The organism is Rhodoferax sp., assembly GCF_030646845.1.
Lineage (GTDB): Bacteria > Pseudomonadota > Gammaproteobacteria > Burkholderiales > Burkholderiaceae_C > Rhodoferax.
This window is the reverse complement of sequence record NZ_JAUSLE010000021.1, coordinates 194219-220665: the sequence shown is the minus strand read 5'-3', so window position 1 is coordinate 220665 and position 26447 is coordinate 194219. Positions and strand designations below refer to the sequence as shown.

Below are 26447 nucleotides of genomic sequence, written 5' to 3'. Positions count from 1 at the left end.
GGTTTCAGCCGGTGGCGTCGCTGGTAATTCACCGGCGCTTGAACAGGCTTTGCGCCGGGTGCTGCGCGGGTGGTCCAACGGGCATCCGGCCAGGCGCCCAGGCTGAACGCGGGGCACCGCCTGCTGGGCGCGATGCGGTTGATCGGCCGGGCCGGCGATTCGTCGGCGCCCGTTGCGGTTTGGTCGCAAGGCGCTCGCAGCGCGCGGGGTGGATGCCTAGAGTTCAGCCATCGACCCCCCACCGCCCACCCGAAGGAGCCCACCATGACCACCGCCCGCAGCCTGCAGACCACCCTGTCGCAACAAGTCCTGTCGCTGGGTCTGGCGGCGCTGGTGACCACCGGCGCGCTGGCCGGTGTGCTGGGGCTGGCGGCGTCCGACCAGGCCGCGCTGATGGCGCGTCAGGCTGCGGCGGCGCCGCAGGCCATCGCCGCGGTGCTGGTGCTGCCCACGGCCTGAACCGATCCTCTGCCCGGCCCTGTGATCCAGGGCCTTTTGACGAGCCGGCCTGGTGCCGGCTCTTTTTTGCTCAGGCCGCGGCGTGCGACAGCTTGAAGGCCCGGATCACCGTGCCCAGGTGAGTGGCCTGCTCACGCAGGCTTTCGGCCGCGGCGGCGCTTTCTTCCACCAGCGCGGCGTTCTGCTGGGTCATGCCGTCGAGCTGGTTGATGGCGTTGTTGACCTGGCCGATGCCGCTGCTCTGCTCGCCGGTGGCGGCGCTGATCTCGTTGATCACGTCGGAAACGCGCTGGATGCCCGAGACGATCTCGCCCATCACGCCGCCGGCGTCCTGCACCAGGCGGCTGCCCGACTCCACCCGCTCGACGCTGGCGCCGATCAGCGTCTTGATCTCGCGTGCCGCTTCGGCGCTGCGTTGCGCCAGGCTGCGCACTTCGCTGGCGACCACGGCAAACCCACGGCCCTGCTCACCGGCACGGGCCGCTTCCACCGCCGCATTAAGCGCCAGAATATTGGTCTGAAAGGCAATGCCGTCAATCACACCGATGATGTCGGAGATCTTGCGGCTGCTGACGTTGATCTCTTCCATCGTGGACACGACCTGCTTCACAACGGCGCCGCCCTTCTCGGCCACGGCCGACGCATTGGCGGCCAGCGTGCTGGCCTGGCGTGCGTTGTCGGCACTTTGCTGCACGGTGGAGGTGAGCTGGTCCATGCTGGAGGCGGTGGACTGCAGGTTGCTGGAGGTTTGTTCGGTACGCTGGGCCAGATCGTTGTTGCCAGTGGCAATCTCGGCACTCGCGGTGGCAATGCTGTCGGTGCTCTGGCGCACCTGATGCACCATGCGGCCCAGGGAATCGTTCATGGCGGCCAGCGACTTCATCAGGTCGCCAAACTCGTCGCCGCGCGAGGTGTCAATCTGCATGCTGAGGTCGCCCTTGGCGATGCTGGACGCCAGCGCATTGGCATGAACTAGCGGCTGGCGGATGGAGCGAATCAGCCACGCGGCACCACCCAGAATACCGGCAATCAGCAAGAAGACACCGATGGCGGAAATGGTGATCAACTCTCTGGAGCGCTGCGCGAAGGAGAGCCGGGACGCCTCGTAGCCCCCTTCCTGCATGGCCACAAAATCGCGCTGGGATTTTTGATAGGCCTCCATCGCTGGCATGTACTGACTGTTGATCGTCGCCGTCATCTCGTCCGGCTTGCCGTCAGCCCGCAGCGCCATGGCCGCTGCCCGCGACGCCAAAACAGCCTTGCGGTTGTTGGCAATGGTGACCATCTGCGCCCGATCAGCTGCAGTCAGTTCCGTCGCCTCAATGGCCTTTTGAATCTCACCAATCTGTGCAGACGTGGCAGCAATGGCGGCTTTCAATCCCGCCTCCACGGCCGGTTCGGCACTGAGCAAGACCGCCTGTGACCGTGCTGCATTGGTTTCGGTCAGCGCCGCCCATCGGTTGGTCAACTTGATCTTGTTGGTGAAGCCCTCAAGAACCGTTGCACTGGCGGTCCGATCGCCCGCGGATCGTATGGCGGCAAACGCGATGACGGCGCACAAACCCAACACAATGAGCCCCGTAGCGAGCCACAACTTGGCGGCAAGTCGAATATTGTTGAAGTTCATGGCGAAGGTCCATTGATGCGGTTGGAAAGGGTCCAATTTTACCGCCATGCCAGCCGCGGCATCGCTCGGGACTACAGACGTTCGATCGACTGCGACTCGACCGCCTGCAGCTGCGCCAGGGTGACCGCGTGTGGCGCGATCTCGGCCAGCGGCACGAGCACAAACGCACGCGCCATCATGCGGGGGTGGGGAATAACCAGTGTCGGGCTGTCCACGCAGGCATCCCCATACCGCAGGATGTCCAGATCCAGCGTGCGCGGCGCATTGCGGTGCGGGCGTTCGCGGCCAGCGGCCTGCTCCAGCTGCTGCAACTCAAGCAGCAGCTCCTGCGGACCCAAACCCGTGGTGACCTCAACCACCGCATTGATGTAATCCGGTCCCGTGGATTGCACGGGCGCGGTGCGGTACAGCGAAGAGCGCCGCACCAGCGTCGTCAACCGCAGTGCAGCGATGCCTTCGATGGCCTGCAGCACGGTGGCGCGGGCATCCCCCAGATTGGCGCCCAGTGCGATATAGGCCGTCACCGGGGCTCGCACAACTTCGCTCAAACGCCAGCGTCTGGTGTTTGTTCGCCACCCTCCCGGGGGCCGGAACTGCGCCTGCGGCGGCGCCGTTTCTTCGGAGCGTCACCGGTATCCGATGGGCCGTCTGGCGCGGGGCTGGCACTCAGGTCCGCTCGCCCTTGGTCCGCATCCGTCGCCGGGACTGCGGTGCGTTCCCCAGGCGCCGCATCTCGTGCCACAGGCGCCTTGTGCACGCGCGGCGCCCGCTGCCGCTGCTGCTGTTCTTCGCGCACCTGGTCCACCATGTCCTGGCGCAGTTCGTCGCTGGCCATGCTGAACTCCTGCCACCAGTCGGCCAGCACCACGTCGATCTCCCCGGCGTCCGCCCGCAAACGCATGAAGTCAAACGCGGCGCGAAAACGCGGCTGGTCCACCAGACCAAAGGGCGTGCTGCCCACGCGCTTCTCAAAACGCGGCTGCATCATCCAGATCTCACGCATGTCGCCGGCGAGCTTGCCGCGGCCCGACACATCGCCAATGCGGGCATTGAAGACGTCGTCGATCGCATCCTGCAGTGCCGGATGGGAATGCTGGCGCTGGTTGATGCGCTGCGCCCAGCCATCACGCACATCCGCCCACAGGACGCAGGCCAGCAGGAAGCTGGCGACCACCGGTTTGCCTTCGCCCACGCGGCGGTCGGTGTCCTGCAGGGCGGCATTGACAAACGGCTGCCCGGCCCGCTCCACCACCACATCGAGCAAGGGATAAATGCCGCGCGCCATGCCCAGTGCCTTGAGCTGCTCGATGGACGCCAGCGCATGGCCAGTCTGCAGCAGCTTGAGCATTTCATCAAACAGGCGGCTCTGCGGCACATCGGCCAGCAGTTCCTGCGACTTGACCAGGGGTGCAGCAGTTTTGGCCTCCAGCTGGAAGCCCAGAGCGCTGAGCTTGGCCGCAAAGCGCACGGCCCGGATGATGCGCACCGGGTCTTCGCGGTAGCGCGTCGCCGGGTCGCCAATCATGCGAATGACGCGTTTTTTGGCGTCCTTGATGCCATTGTGATAGTCGACCACGATCTGGGTTTCGGGGTCGTAGTACATGGCGTTGATGGTGAAATCCCGCCGCACCGCGTCTTCCTCCTGCGGGCCCCAGACGTTGTCACGCAGCACCCGGCCGGTGGAATCCACCGCGTGCTTCATGCCCGCCAGCTCGCTTTTGCTGGTTTTCTCGTTGCCTGCCACCTGTTCCGCCGCCGCGTTGTCCATGTAGGCGCGAAAGGTGGAGACTTCAATCACTTCGTTTTCACGACCGCGCCCGTACACCACATGCACGATGCGAAAACGCCGACCGATGATGAAGGCGCGCCGAAACAGGCTCTTGACCTGCTCGGGTGTGGCATTGGTGGCCACGTCGAAGTCCTTGGGGCGCAGACCGACCATCAGGTCGCGCACCGCGCCGCCGACGATATAGGCTTCAAAGCCCGCATCTTTCAGGGTATGCACCACGTTGAGCGCCCGGTCATCCACCAGGGCCGGGTCGATGCCGTGGGCGGCAACGCCGACCTCTTCGCGTTTGCCAAACTGAAGCTTTTTGCCTTTAGCTGTCGAAGGGGATTTGCCCAGCAGCTTGTCGATAAATTTTTTAATCATTAATTCTGATACTTTGCGGGTAAGACCACTGCCACACGAAGTGAACAGCTTCTGTCCTCAACACTTTGAGAAGCCTAAAACAGGTCAAGTATGCGCCATCCGCGCTCGGTGGCAACCGCGCGCAGACGCTCATCCGGGTTGGTGGCGACCGGGTGGGTCACATTCTCCATCAGAGGCAGATCATTGATGGAATCGGTATAGAAAGTGCTATCGACATCGGCCCAGTCCAGCTTGCGGCTGGCCAGCCACTGCGCGACCCGGGTCACCTTGCCTTCGCGAAACGAGGGCACACCCCTGATTTCACCGGTGATCCAGCCCGTGCCCCCGGGCGAGGTGTCGCGCTCCAGCTCCACGGCAATCAATTCGCTCACACCAAAGGCCTGCGCAATCGGGCGCGTCACGAATTCATTGGTGGCAGTGACGATGATGACCTCGTCACCGGCCTGCTGGTGTTCGCGGACCAACGCCAGGGCCTGGGGCTTTATGGCTGGTTGCACGACAGCCCTCATGAAATGGTCGTGTGCCGCTTCTGAATTGATAGCACCCTGGCGCCGCAGAGCATCCGTGGCAAAACGCACATAGTCATGGACATCGAGCGTCCCCGCCTGGTAGTGCGCAAAGAATTCGTCGTTACGGCGACTGAAATCCACTGGATCGGTCCAGCCGATGGTGGTCGTGAAGACGCCCCAGGAGTAATCCGAATCAATCGGCAGCAAGGTGTGATCAAGGTCGAAAAGGGCCAGCTTCATGCCTGTGAGTTACCGGTTAGGTGTTTTCCATCATGGATTTGATCAGGGGAATGGTGATACCCCGCTTGGTTTGCAGGGCGTAGCCGTCAATCAGGTCGAGCAACTCCATCAGGTGCCTCAAGTCCCGGCTGAACCGGGTCAATATGTAATCCATCACGTCGTCGCCCAGGAAAATCCCGCGCGCGTCAGCGGCCTTGCGCAACACGGCGCGCCGCTCCGGTTCGCTGAGCACCTGCAGATGAAACACATGGCCCCATCCGAGCCGGGTTCTGAGGTCTTCCCGCAACTTCAGGTCGGCCGGGGGCAACTCGCCCGCACCCAGCACCCAGCGCTGGTGGGTTTGGGCATTGACGAACCAGTTGAACGCCGCGTGCTGTTGCACCGCCGTGTACAGATGGACATCGTCCATCAGCACAGCGGCCCAGTTTTCGTTGAATTCGGGTGGTTCCTGCACGGTAGCGTCGAGCCAGCCCACCGAAGCGCCCTGCTCGCGCAAGGCTTCCTGCACCGCTTTGAGCAAATGCGTCTTGCCGCTGCCGCTGCTGCCCCACAGGTAGGTGGGCACCGGTGAGCGGGCAACGGGACCTGACTTCTGCCCCACCCATATTTCAAGGTGCCGCAGCGCCGCCTCGTTGGGACCGGGAAAAAAACTCGCCAGTGTGGGCCCGGTGGCCAGGCCGATATCAAGGGCAATCTGCTTCATTGGATATCTTCAACCTTGATACAGTTTGCTGGAGAGGTACCCGGCTTGCGCCCGCCGAATGGCGACCAGCAACACGGCGCTGGCGGGCAATGCAATCAGCAAGCCAACGAAGCCGAACAGCTGTCCGAACGCCATCAGCGAAAAAATGACGGCCAGCGGATGCAGACCGATGCGTTCGCCGACCAGCCGCGGCGTCAGGTAGAAACTCTCGACCAGTTGTCCGGCACCATAGACGCCCGCCACCACCAGCACGCCATACCAACTGCCGAATTGCAGAATTCCAGTCAGCAGTGCCAGCAGCAGCCCCAGGCCGAAGCCCAGATAGGGAACGAAAAAAGCCAACCCGGTGAACACGCCCACCGGCACCGCCAGATCGAAGCCGAAGAGTGCCAATGCCACACTGAAATAGATCGCCAGCACCCCCATGACCAGCAGTTGGCCACGCAGGTACTGGCCGAGCACGGAATCTGCCTCGGCGATGAAACTGTCGACTTGCGCGCGCATGCGGGGCGGCACCAGTGCGATCGCCAGGCCGACAAGGCGATCCCAATCCGTCAGCAGGAAGAACAGCGCGACAGGAATCAGCACCACGTTGCCGATGATGGCCAAGGCCACGCTGCCGCCGAGTTTGAGCGACGACACGAGCGATCCAAAAGTGTCTTCAACGTTGGCATTGAGGTACTTGACGACAAAAGTCTTGATGCTCTCGACGTCCAGCGACAGCTTGATGCCGAACTGCGCCAGCCACGGCCCCAGTGAGTTGTTCACTCGGGCCGCCAGCAGGGGCAACTGCTCGCGCAGCAAGGGCAGCTCCTTGGCGAAAATTGGCACCACCAGCAGCAGGATGGACAAGAGAATCAGAATGAACAGGCTCTCCACGATCAGGACCGCCACCCCGCGCGGCAGTCTGCCGCTGCCCAGGTCGTCCAGTTTGTTCACCACCGGCGTCAGCACGTAGGCCAGCACGGCGGCCACCACAAAGGGCGTCAGCACCGGCCCCAGTAACCATAGCGCCAATATCGCCATTGCGGCGATCAGGCACCAGGTGATGGTGCGTTTTTGGGCGGAAGTGAATTGCATAAAGCCTGACAGAGGGTGAACCCTTAGAATCTTAGGCTGAATTCTATCGGGCCTGCACACACCGATGCCCGGACCGAACGACAGCCTAACGCACTGCACCCAAGCCCTACCAACCCAATCAGCATGACCACTTCCTCCACTTCTCCCCTGAGCTACAAAGACGCCGGTGTCGACATTGACGCGGGTGACGCACTGATCGAACGGATCAAACCCCTGGCCAAGAAGACCATGCGCGAGGGCGTGCTGGCGGGCATCGGCGGTTTTGGCGCCTTGATTGACGTACCCAAACGCTACAAGGAGCCGGTGCTGGTGAGCGGCACCGACGGCGTGGGCACCAAGCTCAAGCTGGCCTTTGAGTGGGATATGCACGACACCGTCGGCATCGACCTCGTCGCCATGAGCGTGAACGATGTGCTGGTGCAAGGCGCCGAACCGCTGTTTTTTCTGGACTACTTCGCCTGCGGCAAGCTCGATGTGGACACCGCGGCTGCGGTGGTGGGCGGCATTGCCCGGGGCTGCGAGCTGTCAGGCTGTGCGCTGATTGGCGGCGAAACGGCTGAGATGCCCGGCATGTACCCGGCCGGCGAATACGATCTGGCGGGCTTTTGTGTCGGCGCCGTTGAAAAATCAAAAATCCTGACCGGCCAGAGCGTGAAGCCCGGCGACGTGGTGCTGGGCCTGGCATCCAGCGGCGTGCATTCCAACGGCTTCAGCCTGGTGCGCAAGTGCATTGAACGCGCGGGTGCCAACGCCCCCGTCACACTGGATGGCAAACCGTTCAAACAGGCGTTGATGGAGCCGACCCGCCTGTACGTGAAGAACGTGCTGGCCGCGCTGGCCGCCCACCCCGTGACCCCTGGGTCGTCTTCCGGCATCAAGGCGCTGGCCCACATCACCGGCGGCGGCCTGCTGGAGAATATTCCACGCGTGCTGCCGGACGGCACCGCGGCGCACCTGAAGAAAGGCAGCTGGCCGCAGACCGAGCTGTTTGCCTGGCTGCAAGCCACCGCCGGCATTGACGACATCGAGATGAACCGCACCTTCAACAACGGCATCGGCATGGTGGTGGTGATTGATGCCGCCAACGCAGCCGCCTGCGCCGCGACCTTGCGCGCCGCTGGCGAGCAGGTGCACGAGATCGGTGTCATCGCCGCCCGCGGTGACGGCGCGGCCGTCGTGGTCGCCTGAAAATGGGCTGAACGTGTCCAGGCAGACCCAGGCCCTGCGACACGTTCCCAGCGGCGTCTGGGCGCTGGGCTTTGTGAGCATGCTGATGGACATCTCGTCCGAGATGATTCACAGTCTGCTGCCAGTTTTCATGGTCACCACGCTGGGCATCAGCGTGTTCGTGGTCGGCCTGATCGAAGGCGCGGCCGAAGCCACCGCGCTGATCGTCAAAGTGTTTTCCGGTGTGGTGAGCGACTACTGGGGCAAGCGCAAGCCGCTCGCGGTGCTGGGCTATGGCCTGGGCGCCTTGTCCAAACCGCTGTTTGCGCTGGCCACCACTTCAGGCTTTGTACTGACGGCGCGTTTGATGGACCGGGTGGGCAAAGGCGTGCGGGGTGCGCCGCGCGATGCACTGGTGGCCGACATCACGCCGCCCGAGCTGCGTGGCGCCGCATTTGGCCTGCGCCAGTCATTGGACACCGTGGGGGCCTTCGTCGGCCCCCTGCTCGCCATGGGGCTCATGCTCCTGTGGGCCAACGATTTCCGTGCCGTGTTCTGGGTCGCTGTCATCCCCGCATTCCTGTGTGTGGCGCTGCTGATCTTTGGGGTGCGCGAGCCCGAGCGGCCTCCTGGCGCCGTTCGCACCAATCCGATCAGCCGCGTCAATCTGGCGCGCCTGGGTTCCGCCTACTGGTGGGTGGTGGGTATTGGCGCCGTGTTCACGCTGGCGCGCTTCAGCGAGGCGTTTCTGGTGCTGCGCGCGCAGCAGGGGGGCCTGGGCCTGGCCTGGACGCCGCTGGTGCTGATTGGCATGAACGTGATCTACGCGGCCTGTGCTTACCCGTTCGGGAAACTCGCCGACCGGATGAGCCACACCACCCTGCTGGCCTGGGGCCTGGTGCTGCTGATCGCCGCCGACGCCTTGCTGGCTTACAGCAACCAGTGGGGCTGGGTCTGGGCCGGCATTTCGATGTGGGGCTTGCATATGGCCATGACGCAAGGCTTGCTGGCCACCATGGTGGCCGACACCGCCCCCGAGGATCTGCGCGGCACGGCCTACGGCTTCTTCAACCTCATGAGTGGCCTGGCCATGCTGGTCGCCAGCGGCTTGGCCGGCCTGTTGTGGGACCAGCTTGGCGCTTCTTTCACCTTTATGGCCGGCATCGTCTTCAGTGTCGCGGCACTTGTCCTGTTGCTGTTGCGGGCCGCCTCCGAAAACCGGAAATGATGTCCTGAATTGATCGAATCATGTCTGGTCCCGGGCAGAATTCTGCGCGATAGATGGGAATGATAGAGACTCTGCTACAAAGGAGTCTTATCCATGAAATCCTGTCTTATTTTGATCGATGCGCAAGAGTCTTTCCGCCAGCGTCCCTACTTCACCGAGCGCGACCTGCCGGCCTATCTGGCGGCGCAGAACGCGTTGATCGAAGGCTGCGTGGCGCGCGGTGTTCCGGTGGTGCGAATCTTCCACGTCGATGGCCCGAAAACGGCTGCCAATCCATTTGCGCTGGAGTCGGGTCATGTTCGGCCGCTGTCTGAACTCACAGCCTTTGACGCCGCCGCCACCTTCCACAAGAGTCGCCACAGTGCGCTGGTGGGCACGGGGCTGGAGGTGTGGCTCACGCAAAACGGCATTCAGAAGCTGATCATCAGCGGCATCCGCACCGAGCAGTGCGGCGAAACCACAGCGCGACACGCCTCCGACCTGGGTTGGACCGTGGCCTATGTGACGGACGCGACGCTCACGTTTGATATGCAATTGCCCGACGGCTCGCCGCTGACCAGTACCGACATCAAGGCGCGCACCGCCGCAGTATTGCGAGACCGTTTTGCCACAATCTGCACAGTCGCCGACGCACTGGATTCAATCAGTTGACAACACCTTGAAGACCCGCTCGCCATGGACTACACCGATATCGGATTGCCGCAGGCGCACTCCAAACCTGATCTATGACGACGATGGCAGCGCCGCCGCTCCGGATCTTGTTCGTGCTACAGCCAGGCAGCCTGCTGCTGGACTGGGCCGGTCCCGCCGAGGCCTTGCGTCTGGCCAACCAGTGCCTGCAGGCACAGGGTCGGGAGGCGCGCTTTGCCCGGCAGTTCATCGGCACCCAGCCTGAAGCCGCCACCTCGGTCGGATGCATGATCAGCGGCCTGCAGCCGCTGCCCACGCCCCTGCTCGCCAGCCCGGCAACGCCCACCTGGGTGGTGCTGGTCGGCCAACCCGGTCAGACGATCGACGTCAACAATGCGCCCACTCAGGCCCTGCTGCACTGGCTGCGCGGCCTGCGGCTTGTGCCGGACCAGCTGGAGCTGGTCACGATTTGTGCGGGGTCGGTGCTGGCGGCCCATGCTGGCCTGCTGGCAGGACGGCGCGTTACGACCCATCACCATCATCTGGAAGAACTGCAGGCGGTGGAGCCATCGTGCCAGGTGATTGCCAACCGGGTATTTGTGGAAGATGCGCCGGTCTACAGCAGTGCCGGCGTGACCACGGGAGTCGACCTCATGCTGCACCGGATTTCTGGTCTGTGCGGTGAAGTCGTCGCCGCACAGGTGGCGCAAACGATGGTGGTAGCGATGCGCCGGGGGCCGCAGGACCCGGAGCTCTCCCCCTTCCTGAGCTACCGCAACCATCTGCACCCGGCCCTGCACCGCGTGCAGGACGCTGTGAGCAGCCAGCCCGCGCAGGACTGGACGGTGCCCGCCATGGCGAATATTGCCCATGCCTCGCCACGGCACCTGACGCGGCTGTTCCTGGAGAATGCGGGCATTGCGCCGCTGCAGTACCTGCGACGCATCCGTCTGGCCGCGGCGCAAGCCGCACTGCAATCAGGAAGCAACGTGACCCAGGCAGCAGAGATGGCAGGCTTCAGTTCGGACACACAACTGCGCCGGGCATGGCATCAATTCGACATGACCGGCACGCCATCGAAACCTGAAACGCTATCAAATAAATAGCTATCTACGCTTGCTGGACGAGGGCTTGAGCCCGATTCTTCATATATTTCGAGTTGATGCGCCTGATCCAGCGCAAGCGCGGATACCCCACAGACAAGGAGGGTTCAGCTGTTGGCCCGTCGCAACTCACTCACCCGCTGGGCAATGGCGTCCATGTCCAGCCCCTCTTCGGAATTGATGAGATAGGTTTCCAGGTCCTCCAGGGCCCGCCCGGTGTTGCACGCCTCCGCATGGGCCAGGCCGCGGTCGCGGTACTCGGCCCAGGCTTGCGGCAGCAGCACAATCAACCGGTCCTGGACCGCAATCAGGCGCGGCCAGTCTTCCTGGGTCGTGTGGATTTCCTTCAGGTTGCGCAACATCCGCGCAATGATGTCGCGCGGTGGTGACACCTGCAGGTAGAGCCCCAGCGGCACTTCGAATTCATCCACCAGGCCACTGCGGCGCCTATAGGGTTCCAGCCGCTCCGCCAGTTCTTCGCGACTCAGCGATTGCCCGTCCAGCGGATCGATCACCACCTGGCCGTTGGGCAAATTCACCTTCAGCATGAAGTGCCCCGGAAACCCGACACCCCGCGCCGCCAGGCCCAGACCCTGCGCCAGTTCCAGCCACAACACGGCGAGCGAGATGGGGATGGCGCGCCGGGTGTGCAGGACGACACTCACATAGCTGTTGTCGGGGTCGTAATAGTGGTTGACGTTGCCCGCAAAGCTCAAGTCGCGAAAGAAAAACTGGTTCACGGCGCGCAGCTTCTGCAGCGGCCCGGCATCGGCCGGAAGGCGCCGTTTCAGCCGGGCCAGCAATTGATCGACCTCCCCCAGTACCTGCTGCACATCCAGCGCCGGATATTCGTCCTGCGCCAGGCTCACGGCAGCCTCCAGCAGCGGAAAGTCGGCATCGCTTTGCACCAGGGACGCAAAGTACTCAAGCGGGGTGGGCACAGCCAGCGACAGATTCATATGAACATCCTTCCCGAAGAGTTTAAAACAGGTGCGGTTCAACGAGCGCACGGGCCTGCTGGTTTAGGCGAGCGGAGCCTCAGTTGCTATTAATTAAATAGCTGCTTACGCAATATCTGCGGGGGCTATAGGCCAATATCATGTATAAACGCCGCGTGGGCTGTGTTGGATTTCGGCACCAAGGCCTTCAGGTGTTCAAGCAAGGCATCCCGCAAACCGTGGAGCTCGCCCAGCCTTGCCAGCGCCTGCGCCTTGCGGCCCCGGGCGGCGAGCTCGCACAGCTCGGCCGCCAGCGCATGGCCCTGCCGATGCAGCGTGTCGATGGCTGCAAAAGAAGGATGCGCACAATGGCGGATCAGACCCTCCCCTTCGAGCCACCGGCCCAGCTGGCACTGGTGATGATCCATCTGTGGCGGGACGTCACGCTCGCCCCTGAGATAGTTGCCCACTGCCTTGACCCAGGCCCGGTGCTCGGCGCTGGCAAAGAGCATCGGCACATCATCGCGATTCGCCAGAGGCTGGTTGCCCCAGGCGGGATCAGGCTGCCAGGCCACCTTCCAGCCAGGCAACTCGTGCGCAGGCATCGGGCTGGCGATGCCAAAACCCTGGGCGAGGTCGCAGCCGAGCTGCAGCAGAACTTCGCCGTGTTCTACCGTTTCCACGCCTTCGGCGATCACCTGGCGCCGAAAGGCGCTGGCCAGGCCAATCACACCCTCCAGGATGGCCAGATCATCCGGGTCGTCCAGCATGTCGCGCACAAAGCTCTGGTCGATCTTGAGGCGGGCAACCGGCAAGCGCTTGAGGTAAGTCAGGGAGGAATAACCGGTACCAAAATCGTCCAGCGCAAACAGCACGCCGATCTCCCGGCAGGCTTCAATGACCCGGGCTACGCCGGCCACATCTTCCAGCGCGCTGGTTTCCAGCACCTCCAGCTCCAGGTCGCCCGGTTTGATGCCCGGATGCGCCACCAGACTCTTGTGCAGGCGCTCGACAAAATCCGCTTGCTGCAACTGGCGCGCGCCCACATTGACGCTGACCGGGAGGTCCAGACCGCCAGCGAGCCAGATCTGCCTCTGGTTCAGGGCGGCCTCGATCACCCATTCCCCCAACTCAACCGCAAGCGCATGGTCCTCGATCACGGGAAGGAACACCGCGGGCAGCAACAGGCCTCTTTGCGGGTGTTGCCAGCGGATCAGGGCCTCTGCGCTGATGACCTGTCCCGTGCGCATATTCACCCTGGGCTGGTAATGCAGCACGAATTCGCCCCTGGCCAGGGCGTGGCGAACATTCTCCAGGCTTTCGTGATGACCGCGCACGCTGCGGTCCTGTTCGGCGTCGAAGATGTGGTAACGGTTCTTGCCGGCCAGCTTGGCCTGGTACATGGCCTGGTCGGCCTGGCGCAGCAGTTGATCCGCTTCCACCTCTTGTGCCTGCGGGTAGAAGGTAACGCCCAGGCTGGCTGACACCTGAAGCACGACCTCACCCACCCGCACCGGCTGGGCGGCGGCAGCGAGCAGGCGCACGAGCATGGGCAGGCTGGCGGCGGTATCCGCCAGATCGACCAGCACGGCCACGAACTCGTCGCCGCCGATGCGGGCGAGGCTGTCGCCCTCGCGCAGCGCCTGCTTCATGCGGGTCGCCACGGCGATCAACAACTGGTCGCCGGCTTCATGACCGTGGTGGTCGTTGATGGCCTTGAAGCCGTCCAGGTCGAGGAATGCCACCGCCAGCAGCTGCCCGCGCCGCAGCGCCTGGGTCATGCCCTGGCGCAGGCGGTCGGCCAGCAGCACGCGGTTGGGCAGACCGGTCAGCGCATCAAAATGGGCAATGTGTTCGAGCACGTTCTGGTGCTCCTTGATCGCGGTGATGTCGGAGAACAGCGCCACGTACTGCAGGGTATTGCCCTGGGCATCGCGCACCGCGCTGATGGTTTCCATCGCCACGTACACCTCGCCGCTTTTGCGCCGGTTCGAAACCTCGCCGTACCAGTGGCCTCTCTCCGTCAGGTCGGCCCACATGGCGGCGTAAAAGGCCTTCTGGTGATGACCGGAGTTGAGGATGCGCGGGTTTTTTCCCACGGCTTCATCACGGCTGTAGCCGGTGATCCGGCTGAAGGCCTCATTGACGTCGATGATCATGCCGTCGGCGCCGGTGATCATGATGCCTTCGCGGGCATGGGAGAACACGCTGGCGGCGAGGTGAAGCTTTTCTTCGGCGAGGTGGCGCTCGGTAATGTCGGTGATGAAACCGTGCCACAGTACCGAGCCGTCTGCCTCGCGCTGCGGTAGCGAATTGCCGAACAGCCAGCGCACCGTGCCGTCGTCAAGCTTCACCCGGTACTCATGGCGCCACGGGGTCAAGTCGCGTGCCGATTTCTGGACGGAGGCCTGAAAGGCGTCGTAGTCGGCCGGGTGCAGCATGGCCGCAACTTTGGACGCATCCTCGCGCACGTCTTCCGGGCTGAGCCGGTAGATGTCACGGATGGCGTCACTGGCGAAAGGAAAGCAGGCACTGCCGTCGGGACGCAAACGATACTGGTAGACCATTCCCGGCATCCGGCTGGCGATCTGCAACTGGCGTGTGTACTCCCGCTGCGTCTCCTCGGCTACTTTGCGCTCGGTGATGTTGGTATGTGCGAGCACCACGCCCCGGCGATTCGGGCCCAAAGGCGTGGCGGTCATGCTGAACCAGCGCTGTTCTCGCGGTGAATGGCAGGTGTATTCCAGGTTGAAAATGGACAGGCTGCCATCCAGCACGGCCTGGATGCCCTCGCGCGCCTTCAAGGCATCATCCGATGGGGCACCGGGGCCACTGCGGCAGGCCGCCAGGTAGTTGACCCCTATTTCAGTATGCGGCACAGGCTGGCCCGGCGCAGGCGCGTTTTCCCGCGCAAAACGCCGCCAGGATTCGTTCACTGCCAGGATGACGCCGTTGCGGTCCAGCACGGCGATTTCGGCGGTGACGGAGTCCAGGATGGCCAGGGCGAAGGCCTCGCTCTCGCGCAGCGTCTGTTCCTCCTGTTTGCGCGCGGTAATGTCGCTCAGCACAAGCCACAGCACCGGCGCGCCCTCTTCGCCCTGTGCGGCGGTGGCCACCAGCTGCGCCCAGAATTGCGTGCCATCCCTCCTCACCATCCGCAATTCGCACGACTGCCCTTCGCCGCTGGCCAGCAGCTGTTTGCGGCACAGGTAGTAGACGTCCTGATCTTGCTGGAAGATGAAGCGGCTGATGGATTGCTTGACGAGCGCACTGCGGGTCACGTCGAGCATCGTGGCGGCGGTGAAATTGGCCTCCAGGACCAGCCCCGATTCGCTCACGGTGCAATAGCCCACCGGCGCCATGTCATACAGGTCGAAATAGAGGCCCCGCGAAACGTCCAGCTCGGCCTGCGCAGTGCGCAATTCGTCGTTTTGCATCTCCAGCTCGACCTGATGCTGACGCAGTTCGTGCAGGGCCTGCCGCATTGCGGCGGACGACGGGGCCGCCTGGTCTTGCTGCAACTGGGCGACTATCTCGTGGACCGCTTCTTCGGATCGCTGGTGCAGGGACTGGCCGGCGCTGGAACCTTCGTCCGCCGTGGGCCGGGTGGTGGCTGTGGGCCGCTTGTTCGCCATCACCTGTCTCCAGGTATGACGGCGTTGTCCGATCCTGCTTGCGCTACTTCCAGCACTGTGTCCAGCGCCTCCATGAACTCGTTGATTCTGATTGGCTTGGTGAGATACCTGAAAAATCCGGCCTCCACGCCTCTCTCGATGTCGCGTGGCATGGCGTTGGCGCTGAGTGCCAGCACCGGGATGTGCGCTGTGGCCGGATCTTCACGCAGGATTTTCAGCGCCTCAATGCCGCTGATGCCTGGCAGATTGATGTCCATCAGAATGACGTCCGGCTGATGCATGCGTGCCAGAGCAACGCCACGCAGGCCATCTCCCGCACTCAACATGCGCATGTCGGAGCGCCGCGCGATGAGTTGCTCGACCAGCTGCATGTTGGTCCGGTTGTCTTCGACATACAGCAGGGTGCGCAGCCCCTCGGCATGCGCCATATCCGCTTGCGGCTGCGCCAGCAGCCCGTCTGCAGCGGCGGCAAGTTGCGGTGGCGCGGCCAGATTCAGTTCGAACCAGAACACACTGCCGACCCCGACGACGCTTTGCGCGCCGATTTCACCGGCCATCAATTCGACCAGCCGCTTGCTCACGACCAGCCCGATGCCGGTGCCCTCCTCGGCGCCCGCCTCTCGTCCGAGCCGGTTGAACGACTGGAACAACTGGGCGAGTTTGTCTGCGGACAATCCTTCCCCGCTGTCCTGCACACTGATACGCAGACGCTGCGCCGTCACCGCATGGCATGTCACGTCGACCGTGCCGCCCGGGCGGTTGTACTTGATCGCGTTGGACAGCAGGTTGACCAGCACCTGTTTCAGCCGGGTCCGGTCGGCGGTGACGAAACACGGGCGATCGGACTGCGGAAAACTGATGCGGATGCCGCCTTTTTGCGCCTGCGGTTCGATCATGGCCTGGCAATCGAGCAGCACTTCGGGCAGCGATATGGGCTCCAGCGACAGCGACAGCTTGCCGGACTCGATCAGGGCGAGATCAAGGATTTCGTTGATCAGCTCCAGCAAATACCAGCCCGCCTGCAGGATCTGGCCGATGCTGGCCTGCTGGGTCGGCGTGGGCGGCGGTGAGCCCGACTCCATGAGCTGGGCAAACCCGAGGATTGCATTGAGCGGTGAGCGCAACTCGTGGCTCATGCTGGAGAGGAAATCCGATTTGGCGAGATTGGCTTTTTCCGCCACAGACCTGGCGCGCTCCAGTTCCGCGTTCTTTGTCCGCAGCTCCGCATCCAGGCGCTTGCGCTCGGTGATGTCGCGCATGGCCACTTGAATGGCAGGTGCACCATCGTAAACAATCGACGTGCTCTGGGCCTCGACCTCGATGATCGTGCCGTCGAGCTTGACAAATCTCTCCTCAATCATCGGCGTGGGAACGCCATCAAGGGTCAGGCTCTTCATCCGCGCCAGCACGATGGCATGAAAGTCGGGGTGAACCAGGTCGAGAATGGGTTTGCCGATCAGTTCTTGCTCGGACCTTGCGCCGAGCATCCTGATGGCGGCGGGATTGACATAAATCAGCCTGCTACCGCGATGAACAGCGATGGGCTCGGGCGCCCACTCAATGAGGGTGCGGAAACGTCGCTCGCTCTCCTGCATGGCCGCTTCCATCAGCTTCTGGTCGGTGACATCGCTCAGCACGATGCGCAGGACGGACTCGCCATCATCCTGCGCGGCAGTGAGCGCCAGATGCGCCCAGATTTGCGTGCCATCCTTCTTCACCATGCGCAACTCGAACGACTGCATGGCGCCGGTCGCCACGAGCTGCTTGCGGCGCAGGTAATAGCTATCCTGGTCTTGCCGCAGGATGAAGCGGCTGATCGGCTGCCTGAACAGTTCGCTGCGGTCCACGCCCAACAGGGTGGCGGCCGTGAGATTGGCTTCCAGAAACAGGCCCTGCTCGCTGAGGGTGCAATAGCCCACCGGCGCCAGGTCATAGAGATCGAAATAGCGCGCCCGCGCCGTCTCCAGTTCGAGCTGCGTGCGGCGCAATTCCTCGTTCTGCATCTCCAGTTCAATCTGATGCACGCGCAGGTCGTGGAGCATCAGCTGCGTTTCTTCGGGCGACATCGGCTGCCGGCCTTCTGACGGCCGAACTGCGCTTTCACCGGCGATCTCTTCCGCCTGCCGGCGCAGTTCCGCCTTGTTGCCGGAGCGGCTATCCATGCTGACCTTCGCCGGCCTCCACGGCCCGCCCCTTCCCGGATTCTCTTATTCTCTCCGTGGTCGCAATCGCATACATCTGCCCGGCCTCATTCATCAATGCGGAGGAGACCATGGAGACTTCGACGACAGCACCTGTTTTGGTGATCCGTTGCGTGAGATACGGCTCCAGAATCTCCGACCGGCTGAGCTGATGGACCCTGGCCAACGCTTGTTCCTGCAGCGCCTGCGGAATGCGGTCGCGCACATTCATCTGCAGCGCCTCGGCTTCGCTCCAGCCATACATTCGCACGGCGCCCGGGTTCCAGGCCAGGATGCGGCCCTTCAGGTCCTGCACGGTGATGGCGTCAGCGGCATCGCGCACCACCACCGCCAGACGCAGCAACTCATTGTCTTTGCGCAGGACTTCGCGCGTCAGCACGATTTCGGAGATATCCACAAAGGTGATCACGGCGCCCTCGATCACGTTGTCCAGCGTGCGGTAGGGCTGGATGCGCATGGTGTACCACTTGCCCTCGGTGCTCTGCACGTCCACCGCCTTGGGAACCAGCGTGTCCAGCACCGCCTGTACGTCCTCCACCAGGCGGTCGTAGCCGACCAGCTTGGAGACGATGTGGCCCACCGGGCGCCCCACGTCACTCAGAATCAGATTGATGATCACCCTGGCCTCGGGGGTGAAACGCAGGATGTGCAGCTGATGGTCCACAAACACGGTGGCGATGCCGGTGCCGGCCAGCAGGTTGTTCATGTCGTTGTTGACCCGCGACAGATCGACCACCTTGGACTGCAGCTCGGCGTTGACCGTGGCCAGTTCCTCATTGATCGACTGCATTTCCTCCTTGGAGGTCTCCAGTTCCTCGTTGGTGGACTGGAGCTCTTCATTCACCGACTGCATCTCCTCGTTCGAGGATTTGAGCTCTTCGTTGGATGTCTCCAGTTCCTCATGGGTGCTCTGCAGGTATTCGTCCTTGGCCTGCAGTTCCTGCAGGAGCGCCGCGACCCGCGCGTCGGCATTCGCATCGGGGCTGCTGGCCCCTGCAGCAGCTGACCTGGCGGTCTTCGGCGCCGTTTCTGCGTCGACGGGCGGTGCATCCTCCAGAATGACCAGGTAGAGATGCGTCTCGGGCGACTCAGCCATAGCGGCAGGGCCCGCGGTTACCGGACACACCGTCAGGTTGACCCTGGTGAAGTGTCCGTTGGTTTTGACGCGCAGACCCGGGGCGCGCACGACCTTTCGGGTGCCCGCAGCTTTGTGCAGGGCCACGGTCAGGTCCGGCCGCAGCCCTTCCCGCGCCATCTTCAGGATGTTGCTGATGCCGGCCTCGCCCGGCGCCGGCTCCAGGTACATGCCGGTGCGTCCGTGCAGGTAGAAGATGTCGCCCTTCACGTTGACGAGCGCGCTGGAAGGGGCGATGTGCTGCAGGAGCGTCTGTTCGGTCAGGTCGCGCACTGACAGTTTCACCGGGCCAGCCGTCTTTGCGGCGGCCAGCGGGAGCACCTCATGCCGCGCAGCCCGGGGCGGGTGAACACGGCCCACGGCCGTGCGATGGGCACCGAGAAACGACTCCTTGCGCTGATACAGTTTCGCCTTACGGTCCAGCGCGCCAAACAGGTCGCCAAACTCGCCGATGGTCTCCGAGGTGCCCAGAAAGAGAAAGCCGCCCGGATTCAGGGCGAAATGGAACATGGGAATGAGCTTCTTCTGCAATTCCGCGCCCATGTAGATCAGTAGGTTGCGGCAACTGATGAGGTCAAGTTTGGAGAAAGGCGGATCCTTGATCACGTCCTGCTCGGAGAAGACCAGCATGTCGCGAATGCTTTTGTGGACGCGGTACGCGCTGCCGTCGGCCTCGGCCGTGAAGTAGCGCGCCAGCCGTTCTGGCGTGATGTCGGCGGCGATGCTGGCCGGATAGAGGCCGGCGCGGGCCGTGCCAATGGCCTGGCGGTCAATGTCGGTGGCGAAAACCTGGACCTTGTAATTGGTTTTTAGCGCCTCCAGGCGCTCCTGCAGCAGGATCGCGAGGGAATAGGCCTCCTCGCCGGTGGAGCATCCGGTCGACCAGACGCGGATCAGGGCACCGGCGGGTTTGTCGGCAAAAATCCCGGGAATGACCTGTTGCTCCAGCGCCTCAAAAGCCTCTGGATCCCGGAAGAAATTGGTCACGCCGATGAGCAGGTCGCGAAACAGCGCATCCACCTCGGCCGGCGTCTGCTGCAGATACTTGACGTAGCCACCAATCGCTTCGATCTGGTGGACGGCCATGCGCCTCGCAATGCGCCGGTGCAGGGTACTTGACTTGTACTGGGAGAAGTCGTGACTGGTCTGGGCGCGCAGCAGGACGAAGATCTTCTGCAGCGCGTTCTCGCTCCGGGGTTCCGGAGTGGTAGCGGACTTGCGGGGCCGGCCAAAGGCATGGGCCACGTAGGCGATGAGCTGGGCGGGCATATCGGCCGGCGCCAGTTCGTAATCCACCTGCCCGGTGGCGATGGCGCTGCGTGGCATGCCATCGAACTCGGTCGACGCGGGGATCTGCGCCATGACCATGCCACCGGCGCCCTTGATGGCCCGCACACCGAGCGTGCCATCACTGCCGGTGCCGGAGAGCACGATGCCGATGGCCCGCTCGCGCTGGTCCTGCGCCAGGGAACGAAAGAAGAAGTCAATCGGCAGGCGCTGGCCGCGCGGCGCGGCAGGCTCCAGCAATTGCAGCGTGCCGTTCAAAAACGCCAGGTCGCGACCCGGCGGAATGATGTAGGCGCAATTGATCTGTACCACCATCCCATCCACGATTTCAAAGACCTGCATGCGGGTATAGCGCCGAATGAGGTCGGTCAGGATGCTCTCATGGTCCGGCGCCAGGTGCTGCACGAGGACAAAGGCCATGCCGGGGTCGGTGTGCGCGGGCATGCCGGAGAAAAAGGCTTCAAAGGCCGCCAAGCCCCCGGCCGAGGCGCCGATGCCGACGATGGGAAAGTCGCTGGCGCCCGCATTGGGTGTCTCTTGCGGCTCTATGGCTTTGGCCTCCACCGGCGCTGACGCGCCTTCGGCTGTGTCCTGGGTTGCCTTCTTTGTCGCCATGCTGGGGTCCTGTTCGGGCAAACGGTCTTCTGTGAACTTACAGAAACGTTAGTGTAGTGTCCACCATTTTCAAAAACGGACTTCCTGCGGACCAAACGCAGGCACCCCGATTCAGCGCCGGATGAATTGCCGCAGCTTCAGGCCAGCCGCCCAAAGCGCTATGAAATAAATAGCAGACGAGGCAATCATGACGAGGGCTAGCAGCCCAATTCGCTTGATACTCTCGGCGCGCATCTGCGTCCACGGAAAGGCCGCGTTGGCCCACATCAGGAAGACCATCAGCAGGGCGCTGGCCGCAATCACCTGCAGCGCGAAGACGCCCCACCCCGGCTCGGGCTTGTAGCTGCCGCGCCGCAGCAGCCCGCTGAGCAGCCAGACGGCATTGATCATGGCGCCGATACCGATCGACAGGGTCAGCGCAGCATGCGCAAACACCGGCACCAGTCCGATGTTGAGCAGCTGCGTGATCACCAGCACGACGACGGCAATGCGCACCGGTGTTTTCGTGTCCTGGTTGGCGTAGTAGCCCGGCGCCAGCACCTTGATGGCCACAATCCCGATCAGCCCCACACCCCAGCCCATCAGGGCATAAGTGATTTGCTGCACGTCGAAATCGGTCATCGCCCCGTAGTGGTAAAGAACGGCCACCAGCGGCTTGGCAAAGGCGATCAGCGCCACCGCACACGGCACGGCCAGCAGCACCACCAGCCGCAAACCCCAGTCCAGCATGGCGGAATACTTCCCCGTATCGCCAGCGGCGCGGGCCGCTGCGAGCTGGGGCATCAGGACCACACCCATGGCCACACCAAGCAGCGCGGTGGGGAATTCCATCAGCCGGTCGGCATAGGTGATCCAGCTCACACTGCCCGTCGCCAGACGCGAGGCAATCTGCGTGTTGATCAGCATCGAGATGTGCGCCACGCTGACACCCAACAGCGCGGGGCCCATCAATTTCAGGATGTTCTTGGTGCCCGGGTCGGCCCACGCAATGCGCAACGCGCTCCAGCGCAGGCCAATGTGGGGCGTGAGTCCGAGCTTTTTCAGGGCCAGCAATTGCACGCCCAGTTGCAGCACGCCCCCCAACAGCACGCCGCCGGCCAGCGCGTAAATCGGCTCCAGCCCCAGGGTCTGGAACCACGGCGCTCCCAGCCAGGCTGCGGCAATCATGCACAGGTTCAGCAACACCGGCGTGGCGGCGGGCACCGCAAAACGCTTCCAGGTGTTGAGGACGCCTGCGGCCAGCGCCACCAGCGACATGAAGGCGATGTAGGGGAACATCCAGCGCGTCATGAGCACAGCGACCTCAAAGCCGCGCGGGTTCTGCTGCAAGCCACCGGCCATGGCCCACACCAGCGCGGGAGCGGCTGCGACGCCAATGATGCTGAGCACCATCAGGGCCCAGCTCAGGACCGTGGCCGCCCGGTCTATCAAGACCTGGGTGGCCGCTTCACCATGCTGGGCCTTGGAGGCGGCCAGCACCGGCACGAAGGCCTGGCTGAAGGCGCCTTCGCCAAAAAAACGGCGAAACAGATTTGGGATGCGAAACGCCACATTGAAGGCGTCCGTCAAGGCGCTGGCGCCAAAGGTGGACGCAATAAGGAGTTCACGCACCAGTCCGGTGATACGTGACGCCAGGGTCAGCAGGGAAACAACAGAGGCAGATTTGAAAAGGCTCACGACGCGCAGTGTAGCCGCGTACCGGCTTGCGTCTGCGGGCCCCCTCGCCGCTTGAGCAGTACCTGATAGAATCGAAGGCTTTGCTGGCAACATCCTCAGACACTAGGAATTATTACTATGGCATCTACCAAACCCAAGAAAAAGAACCCGCGCCTGGCGTCGGGCCGTAAACGCGTCCGCCAGGACGTCAAAATCAACGCTGCAAACACTTCGCTGCGTTCCAAATACCGCACCGCGGTGAAGAACGTGGAAAAAGCGGTTGTCGCTGGCGACAAAGCCAAGGCAACCGAGTTGTTTGCCAAAATGCAAGCCGTGGTGGACACCGTGGCTGACAAAGGCATCTTCCACAAGAACAAGGCCGCTCGCGACAAGAGCCGTCTGTCGACCAAGGTGAAAGCCCTGGCCGCAAAAGCCGCCTGATTTCAGGCAAATCGCACGCATTCCCAAGTAATTGAGAATGCGCCGTTTGTAACGGGTGCGCTGTCAGCAAAGCAAAAAAGCCGTCGTAAGACGGCTTTTTTGTTGGTCACGGCAAAGGCGTTTGCTCAAGGGCTGCTGGGCGCCGGCGCGCCCTGGGATACCTGCAGCTCGTTGTCTTTGGCGAAGTTCATGCAGAAGTCCCAGGCCATGACATCGTAGTTGCGTAAATCGGAATGGACCACCACGCATCGCACGCCGTTGACGGAAGTGGGAACGCACCAGGGTGAATAGCCCAGATGGCTGCCGGGCTGCGGGCCGCCGGGGCGAAACTGACTCATGACGCCTGCCAGCCGCTCCGCCCAGTCGCTGGGGCGAAAGGCTCGCCCGCTTTGGGTCAGACCCAAAATATAGACTTCTTTGGCAGAGTTTGAAACCATCGGGTAGATGTCAGTCAGTGGGCACCGTCGGGATGTTGCGGCGCACAAGAATTCTACCCTATCTTATGTCTTATAGAAGACTTGATCTGGCACAGGAAACACATCGCAGTGATGTCAATTTGTCAAAAAACAGGGGGCGCGTTGCGCCTAGAATCACGCTTCAACGGCCCAACCCACGTTGGGCCGCTTCGTTTTTGTGACACCTCTGGAGCTTGAAACCATGAACGCCGCACTGCCCGGGTCCGAAGCTGTTGCTTCACCTTTCATTGAAGCCTCTTCGCCCCACGTGATGAACACCTATGGTCGCGTGCCGATTGCCCTGTCGCATGGCCAGGGTTGTCGCGTGTGGGATGTCAATGGCAAGTCGTATCTGGACGCACTCGGTGGCATTGCGGTCAACACGCTGGGCCACAACCACCCCAAGCTGGTGCCGGCGCTGCAGGACCAGATCGCAAAAATCATCCACAGCTCCAATTACTACCATGTGCCCAATCAGGAGGTGCTGGCGAAAAAGCTGGTCGAGTTGTCGGGCATGACCAATGTCTTTTTCTGCTCCACCGGCCTGGAAGCCAATGAAGCCGCCTTGAAGCTGGCACGCAAATTTGGCCACGACAAGGGCATTGAGCGCCCTGAGATCGTGGTTTACGAGAAGGCCTTTCATGGCCGTTCCATCGCCACCCTGAGCGCCACCGGCAACCCCAAGGTGCAGGCTGGCTTTGGGCCGCTGGTGGAAGGCTTCATCCGGGTGCCTATCAACAGCATGGACAGTCTTCTGGCCGCGACCGACGGCAACCCGAATGTGGTGGCGGTATTTCTGGAGGCTATTCAGGGTGAAGGCGGCATCAACCCCATGCACATGGATTACCTGAAAGATGTGCGCCAGCTCTGCGACGTGCGTGACTGGTTGCTGATGATCGACGAGGTGCAGTGCGGCATGGGCCGCACCGGCAAATGGTTTGCCCATCAATGGGCCGGCATCGTGCCTGACGTCATGCCCCTGGCCAAGGGCCTGGGCTCGGGCGTGCCCATTGGCGCGGTCGTGGCGGGTCCCAAGGCTGCCAATATCTTCCAGCCCGGCAACCATGGCACCACGTTTGGTGGCAACCCGCTGGCCATGCGGGCCGGGGTCGAGACCATTCGCATCATGGAAGAAGAGGGCTTGATGGAGAACGCGGCTCGGGTGGGCAAGCATCTGACCGCTGCGTTTGAGCAGGTCCTGGCGGCAGAACTGGCCTCAGGCGCTGTCAAGGAAATCCGCGGCCTGGGCCTGATGATTGGCGTTGACCTGGCCAAACCCTGCTCGGCCCTGGTCAAGCAATGTGCGGACAATGGTTTGCTGATCAGCGTCACAGCCGATACCGTCATCCGCCTGGTGCCGCCGTTGATCATGAGCACGACGGAAGCCGACGAAGTGGTCAGCATCCTGTGTCCGCTCATCAAACAGCTTCTTTTGGAGCAACCATGAGCAAACAGTTGAGCGCCACCGGGCCGTCCCAAGACGCTAAGACCCCCTCGGGGGGCAGCGCAGCACCCGCAGTGGCAAGCGTGGCGGTACCGGTTCGGCACTACCTGCAATTCAGCGACCTCAACGCCAGCGACTACGCCTACCTGTTTGAGCGTGCGGCGCTCATCAAGAAGAAGTTCAAGGCCTACGACAAGCACCACCCGCTGGCCGATCGGACCCTGGCCATGATCTTTGAGAAGGCCTCCACCCGCACCCGGGTGAGCTTTGAGGCGGGCATGTACCAGCTGGGCGGCAGCGTCGTGCACCTGACCACCGGCGACAGCCAGCTGGGCCGCGCCGAGCCGATTGAAGACAGTGCCAAGGTGATCAGCCGCATGGTCGATCTGGTCATGATCCGCACCTATGAGCAGACCAAGATCGAGCGCTTTGCCGAACATTCCCGCGTGCCCGTGATCAACGGCCTGACCAACGAATTCCACCCCTGCCAGATCCTGGCGGACATCTTTACCTATATAGAGCACCGCGGCTCCATCAAGGGCAAGACGGTCGCCTGGGTGGGTGACGGCAACAACATGGCCAACACCTGGCTGCAGGCCAGCGAGATCCTGGGTTTTAAGGTGCATGTCAGCACGCCCGGCGGCTACGAAGTGGACCAGTCCATCGCCGGCATTCGTTCGGCCGACAGCTACCAGCTGTTCAGTGACCCGATGCAGGCGTGTGCCGGTGCCGACCTGGTGACGACCGACGTCTGGACCAGCATGGGCTATGAGGCGGAGAACGAGGCCCGCAAAGTGGCGTTTGCCGATTGGTGTGTCGACGCCGACATGATGGGCGCCGCCAAGCCCGATGCGCTGTTCATGCACTGCCTGCCTGCGCACCGCGGTGAAGAAGTGCAAGCCGACGTCATCGACGGACCGCAGTCGGTGGTGTGGGACGAGGCTGAAAACCGGCTGCATGTGCAAAAGGCGCTGATGGAGTTCCTGCTGCTCGGACGCCTCTAGGCCGGCAGAAGCTTCTGCGGCTGCTGACACGGTGAGAACAGCGCCGTTACGATGTGCGCATGTGCAGCCATTACCAAGCTCTCAAGGATCGTGAACGCTATCGCCGCCACTTTGGCGTAGAGCCGCCGGACGATCTCGGCAAGTTCGATATGTGGCCGGGCTATGCGGGCAGCTTTATCCGGCGGCACCGCCATGGCGGTGTCGGCGATGAAGCCGTGCCGCCGCGCGAAGCCTTGCCGGGTTTGTTCGGCTTGGTGCCCCACTGGTCACTCGACACCCGGATCACCCGGCACACCTACAACGCCCGCAGTGAGACGGTGGCCGCGAAGCCGAGTTTTCGGGATGCCTGGAAGCATGCCCAGCACTGCATCATCCCGGCGAACACCTTTTTCGAGCCCGACTGGCGCAGCGGCACGGCCGTTCCCACCCGCATCGCGCGCGCTGACGGCGAGCCCATGGGAATTGCCGGATTGTGGTCACAGTGGAAGTCGCCTCAAGGTGATCTGGTGCACAGCTACACGATGCTCACCATCAATGCCCAGGATCACCCATTGATGCGCCTGTTTCACAAGCCGGCCGATGAGAAGCGGATGGTGGTCATCCTGCCGGAAGACCGTTATGACGGCTGGCTCAACGCGACACCAGAAAACAGCCGATCATTCATGCGGCAATACCCGGCGCAATCGTTGCAGGCCATCCCGGCCTCCGTTGAGCCGCGGATAAAGTCTTCATGACCGC

General features: G+C 62.9%; 21 protein-coding genes. 9 read left to right on the top strand and 12 right to left on the bottom strand.

What is annotated here, in order from left to right:
* Window positions 1-264: 264 nt before the first annotated feature.
* A complete protein-coding gene (locus Q7T10_RS06160) occupies window positions 265-459 on the top strand; it encodes a hypothetical protein (RefSeq protein ID WP_304746925.1) in 195 nt (64 codons plus the stop codon).
* A 70-nt stretch (window positions 460-529) separates the two neighbouring features.
* On the opposite strand, the gene Q7T10_RS06155 is transcribed toward Q7T10_RS06160, so the two are convergent.
* The 6 genes from Q7T10_RS06155 to Q7T10_RS06130 all read right to left on the bottom strand — a co-directional run bounded on the left by Q7T10_RS06155 (window position 530) and on the right by Q7T10_RS06130 (window position 6770).
* A complete protein-coding gene (locus Q7T10_RS06155; protein WP_304746924.1) occupies window positions 530-2086 on the bottom strand; it encodes a methyl-accepting chemotaxis protein in 1557 nt (518 codons plus the stop codon).
* Between the two features lie 71 nt (window positions 2087-2157).
* On the bottom strand, window positions 2158-2634 hold the full coding sequence (gene folK / locus Q7T10_RS06150) for a 2-amino-4-hydroxy-6-hydroxymethyldihydropteridine diphosphokinase (protein WP_304746923.1): 477 nt from the start codon (window positions 2632-2634) through the stop codon (window positions 2158-2160).
* Entirely contained in the window at window positions 2631-4238 is a 1608-nt protein-coding gene (gene pcnB, locus Q7T10_RS06145; RefSeq protein ID WP_304746922.1) for a polynucleotide adenylyltransferase PcnB, read from the bottom strand. Before pcnB ends, folK begins: the two co-directional genes overlap by 4 nt.
* Window positions 4239-4312: 74 nt before the next feature.
* Window positions 4313-4987: an HAD family phosphatase gene (locus tag Q7T10_RS06140; protein WP_304746921.1), complete on the bottom strand. Its 675-nt coding sequence runs from the start codon at window positions 4985-4987 to the stop codon at window positions 4313-4315.
* 16 nt (window positions 4988-5003) lie between these two features.
* Complete coding sequence (gene hda, locus Q7T10_RS06135) at window positions 5004-5690, bottom strand: DnaA regulatory inactivator Hda (RefSeq protein WP_304746920.1); 687 nt, start codon at window positions 5688-5690, stop codon at window positions 5004-5006.
* A 9-nt stretch (window positions 5691-5699) separates the two neighbouring features.
* Entirely contained in the window at window positions 5700-6770 is a 1071-nt protein-coding gene (locus tag Q7T10_RS06130; RefSeq protein WP_304746919.1) for an AI-2E family transporter, read from the bottom strand.
* A 123-nt stretch (window positions 6771-6893) separates the two neighbouring features.
* Between Q7T10_RS06130 and purM the strand changes: the two genes are divergently transcribed.
* The 4 genes from purM to Q7T10_RS06110 all read left to right on the top strand — a co-directional run bounded on the left by purM (window position 6894) and on the right by Q7T10_RS06110 (window position 10901).
* Window positions 6894-7958: a phosphoribosylformylglycinamidine cyclo-ligase gene (gene purM, locus Q7T10_RS06125; protein ID WP_304746918.1), complete on the top strand. Its 1065-nt coding sequence runs from the start codon at window positions 6894-6896 to the stop codon at window positions 7956-7958.
* 79 nt (window positions 7959-8037) lie between these two features.
* Complete coding sequence (locus Q7T10_RS06120) at window positions 8038-9165, top strand: MFS transporter (protein ID WP_304746936.1); 1128 nt, start codon at window positions 8038-8040, stop codon at window positions 9163-9165.
* A 93-nt stretch (window positions 9166-9258) separates the two neighbouring features.
* Window positions 9259-9816 carry a cysteine hydrolase family protein gene (locus tag Q7T10_RS06115; RefSeq protein ID WP_304746917.1) on the top strand — a complete coding sequence of 186 codons (558 nt, stop codon included), beginning with the start codon at window positions 9259-9261 and terminating at the stop codon, window positions 9814-9816.
* Between the two features lie 74 nt (window positions 9817-9890).
* The gene (locus Q7T10_RS06110; RefSeq protein WP_304746916.1) at window positions 9891-10901 is read left to right on the top strand and encodes a GlxA family transcriptional regulator; all 1011 of its coding nucleotides are present in this window, start codon (window positions 9891-9893) and stop codon (window positions 10899-10901) included.
* Between the two features lie 104 nt (window positions 10902-11005).
* Here the strand turns inward: Q7T10_RS06110 and Q7T10_RS06105 are convergent, their stop codons facing one another.
* The 5 genes from Q7T10_RS06105 to murJ form a co-directional block, all read right to left on the bottom strand.
* The gene (locus tag Q7T10_RS06105) at window positions 11006-11857 is read right to left on the bottom strand and encodes a SirB1 family protein (protein WP_304746915.1); all 852 of its coding nucleotides are present in this window, start codon (window positions 11855-11857) and stop codon (window positions 11006-11008) included.
* Window positions 11858-11982: 125 nt separating this feature from the next.
* Entirely contained in the window at window positions 11983-15471 is a 3489-nt protein-coding gene (locus Q7T10_RS06100; RefSeq protein WP_304746914.1) for an EAL domain-containing protein, read from the bottom strand.
* Entirely contained in the window at window positions 15471-17633 is a 2163-nt protein-coding gene (locus tag Q7T10_RS06095; RefSeq protein WP_304746913.1) for a PAS domain S-box protein, read from the bottom strand. Before Q7T10_RS06095 ends, Q7T10_RS06100 begins: the two co-directional genes overlap by 1 nt.
* Window positions 17626-20709: a CheR family methyltransferase gene (locus tag Q7T10_RS06090; RefSeq protein WP_304746912.1), complete on the bottom strand. Its 3084-nt coding sequence runs from the start codon at window positions 20707-20709 to the stop codon at window positions 17626-17628. Before Q7T10_RS06090 ends, Q7T10_RS06095 begins: the two co-directional genes overlap by 8 nt.
* A 111-nt stretch (window positions 20710-20820) precedes the next feature.
* Window positions 20821-22386 (bottom strand): murein biosynthesis integral membrane protein MurJ, encoded by a 1566-nt coding sequence (gene murJ / locus Q7T10_RS06085; RefSeq protein ID WP_304746911.1) that lies wholly within the window; start codon window positions 22384-22386, stop codon window positions 20821-20823.
* A gap of 117 nt (window positions 22387-22503) precedes the next feature.
* Here murJ and rpsT point away from each other — a divergent pair, with 117 nt between their 5' ends.
* A complete protein-coding gene (gene rpsT, locus Q7T10_RS06080; RefSeq protein WP_296695299.1) occupies window positions 22504-22806 on the top strand; it encodes a 30S ribosomal protein S20 in 303 nt (100 codons plus the stop codon).
* 125 nt (window positions 22807-22931) lie between these two features.
* On the opposite strand, the gene Q7T10_RS06075 is transcribed toward rpsT, so the two are convergent.
* Complete coding sequence (locus Q7T10_RS06075; RefSeq protein ID WP_304746910.1) at window positions 22932-23243, bottom strand: DUF3579 domain-containing protein; 312 nt, start codon at window positions 23241-23243, stop codon at window positions 22932-22934.
* A gap of 220 nt (window positions 23244-23463) precedes the next feature.
* Here Q7T10_RS06075 and Q7T10_RS06070 point away from each other — a divergent pair, with 220 nt between their 5' ends.
* Genes Q7T10_RS06070 through Q7T10_RS06060 form a run of 3 tightly spaced genes read left to right on the top strand, consistent with a single transcriptional unit; the run spans window position 23464 to window position 26443 of the window.
* Complete coding sequence (locus Q7T10_RS06070; RefSeq protein ID WP_304746909.1) at window positions 23464-24708, top strand: aspartate aminotransferase family protein; 1245 nt, start codon at window positions 23464-23466, stop codon at window positions 24706-24708.
* Window positions 24705-25709: an ornithine carbamoyltransferase gene (argF, locus tag Q7T10_RS06065; protein ID WP_370653736.1), complete on the top strand. Its 1005-nt coding sequence runs from the start codon at window positions 24705-24707 to the stop codon at window positions 25707-25709. The genes Q7T10_RS06070 and argF overlap by 4 nt, the downstream gene beginning before the upstream one ends.
* A gap of 59 nt (window positions 25710-25768) precedes the next feature.
* Window positions 25769-26443, top strand: a complete 675-nt coding sequence (locus Q7T10_RS06060; RefSeq protein WP_304746908.1) for an SOS response-associated peptidase — start codon at window positions 25769-25771, stop codon at window positions 26441-26443.
* Window positions 26444-26447 lie beyond the last annotated feature (4 nt).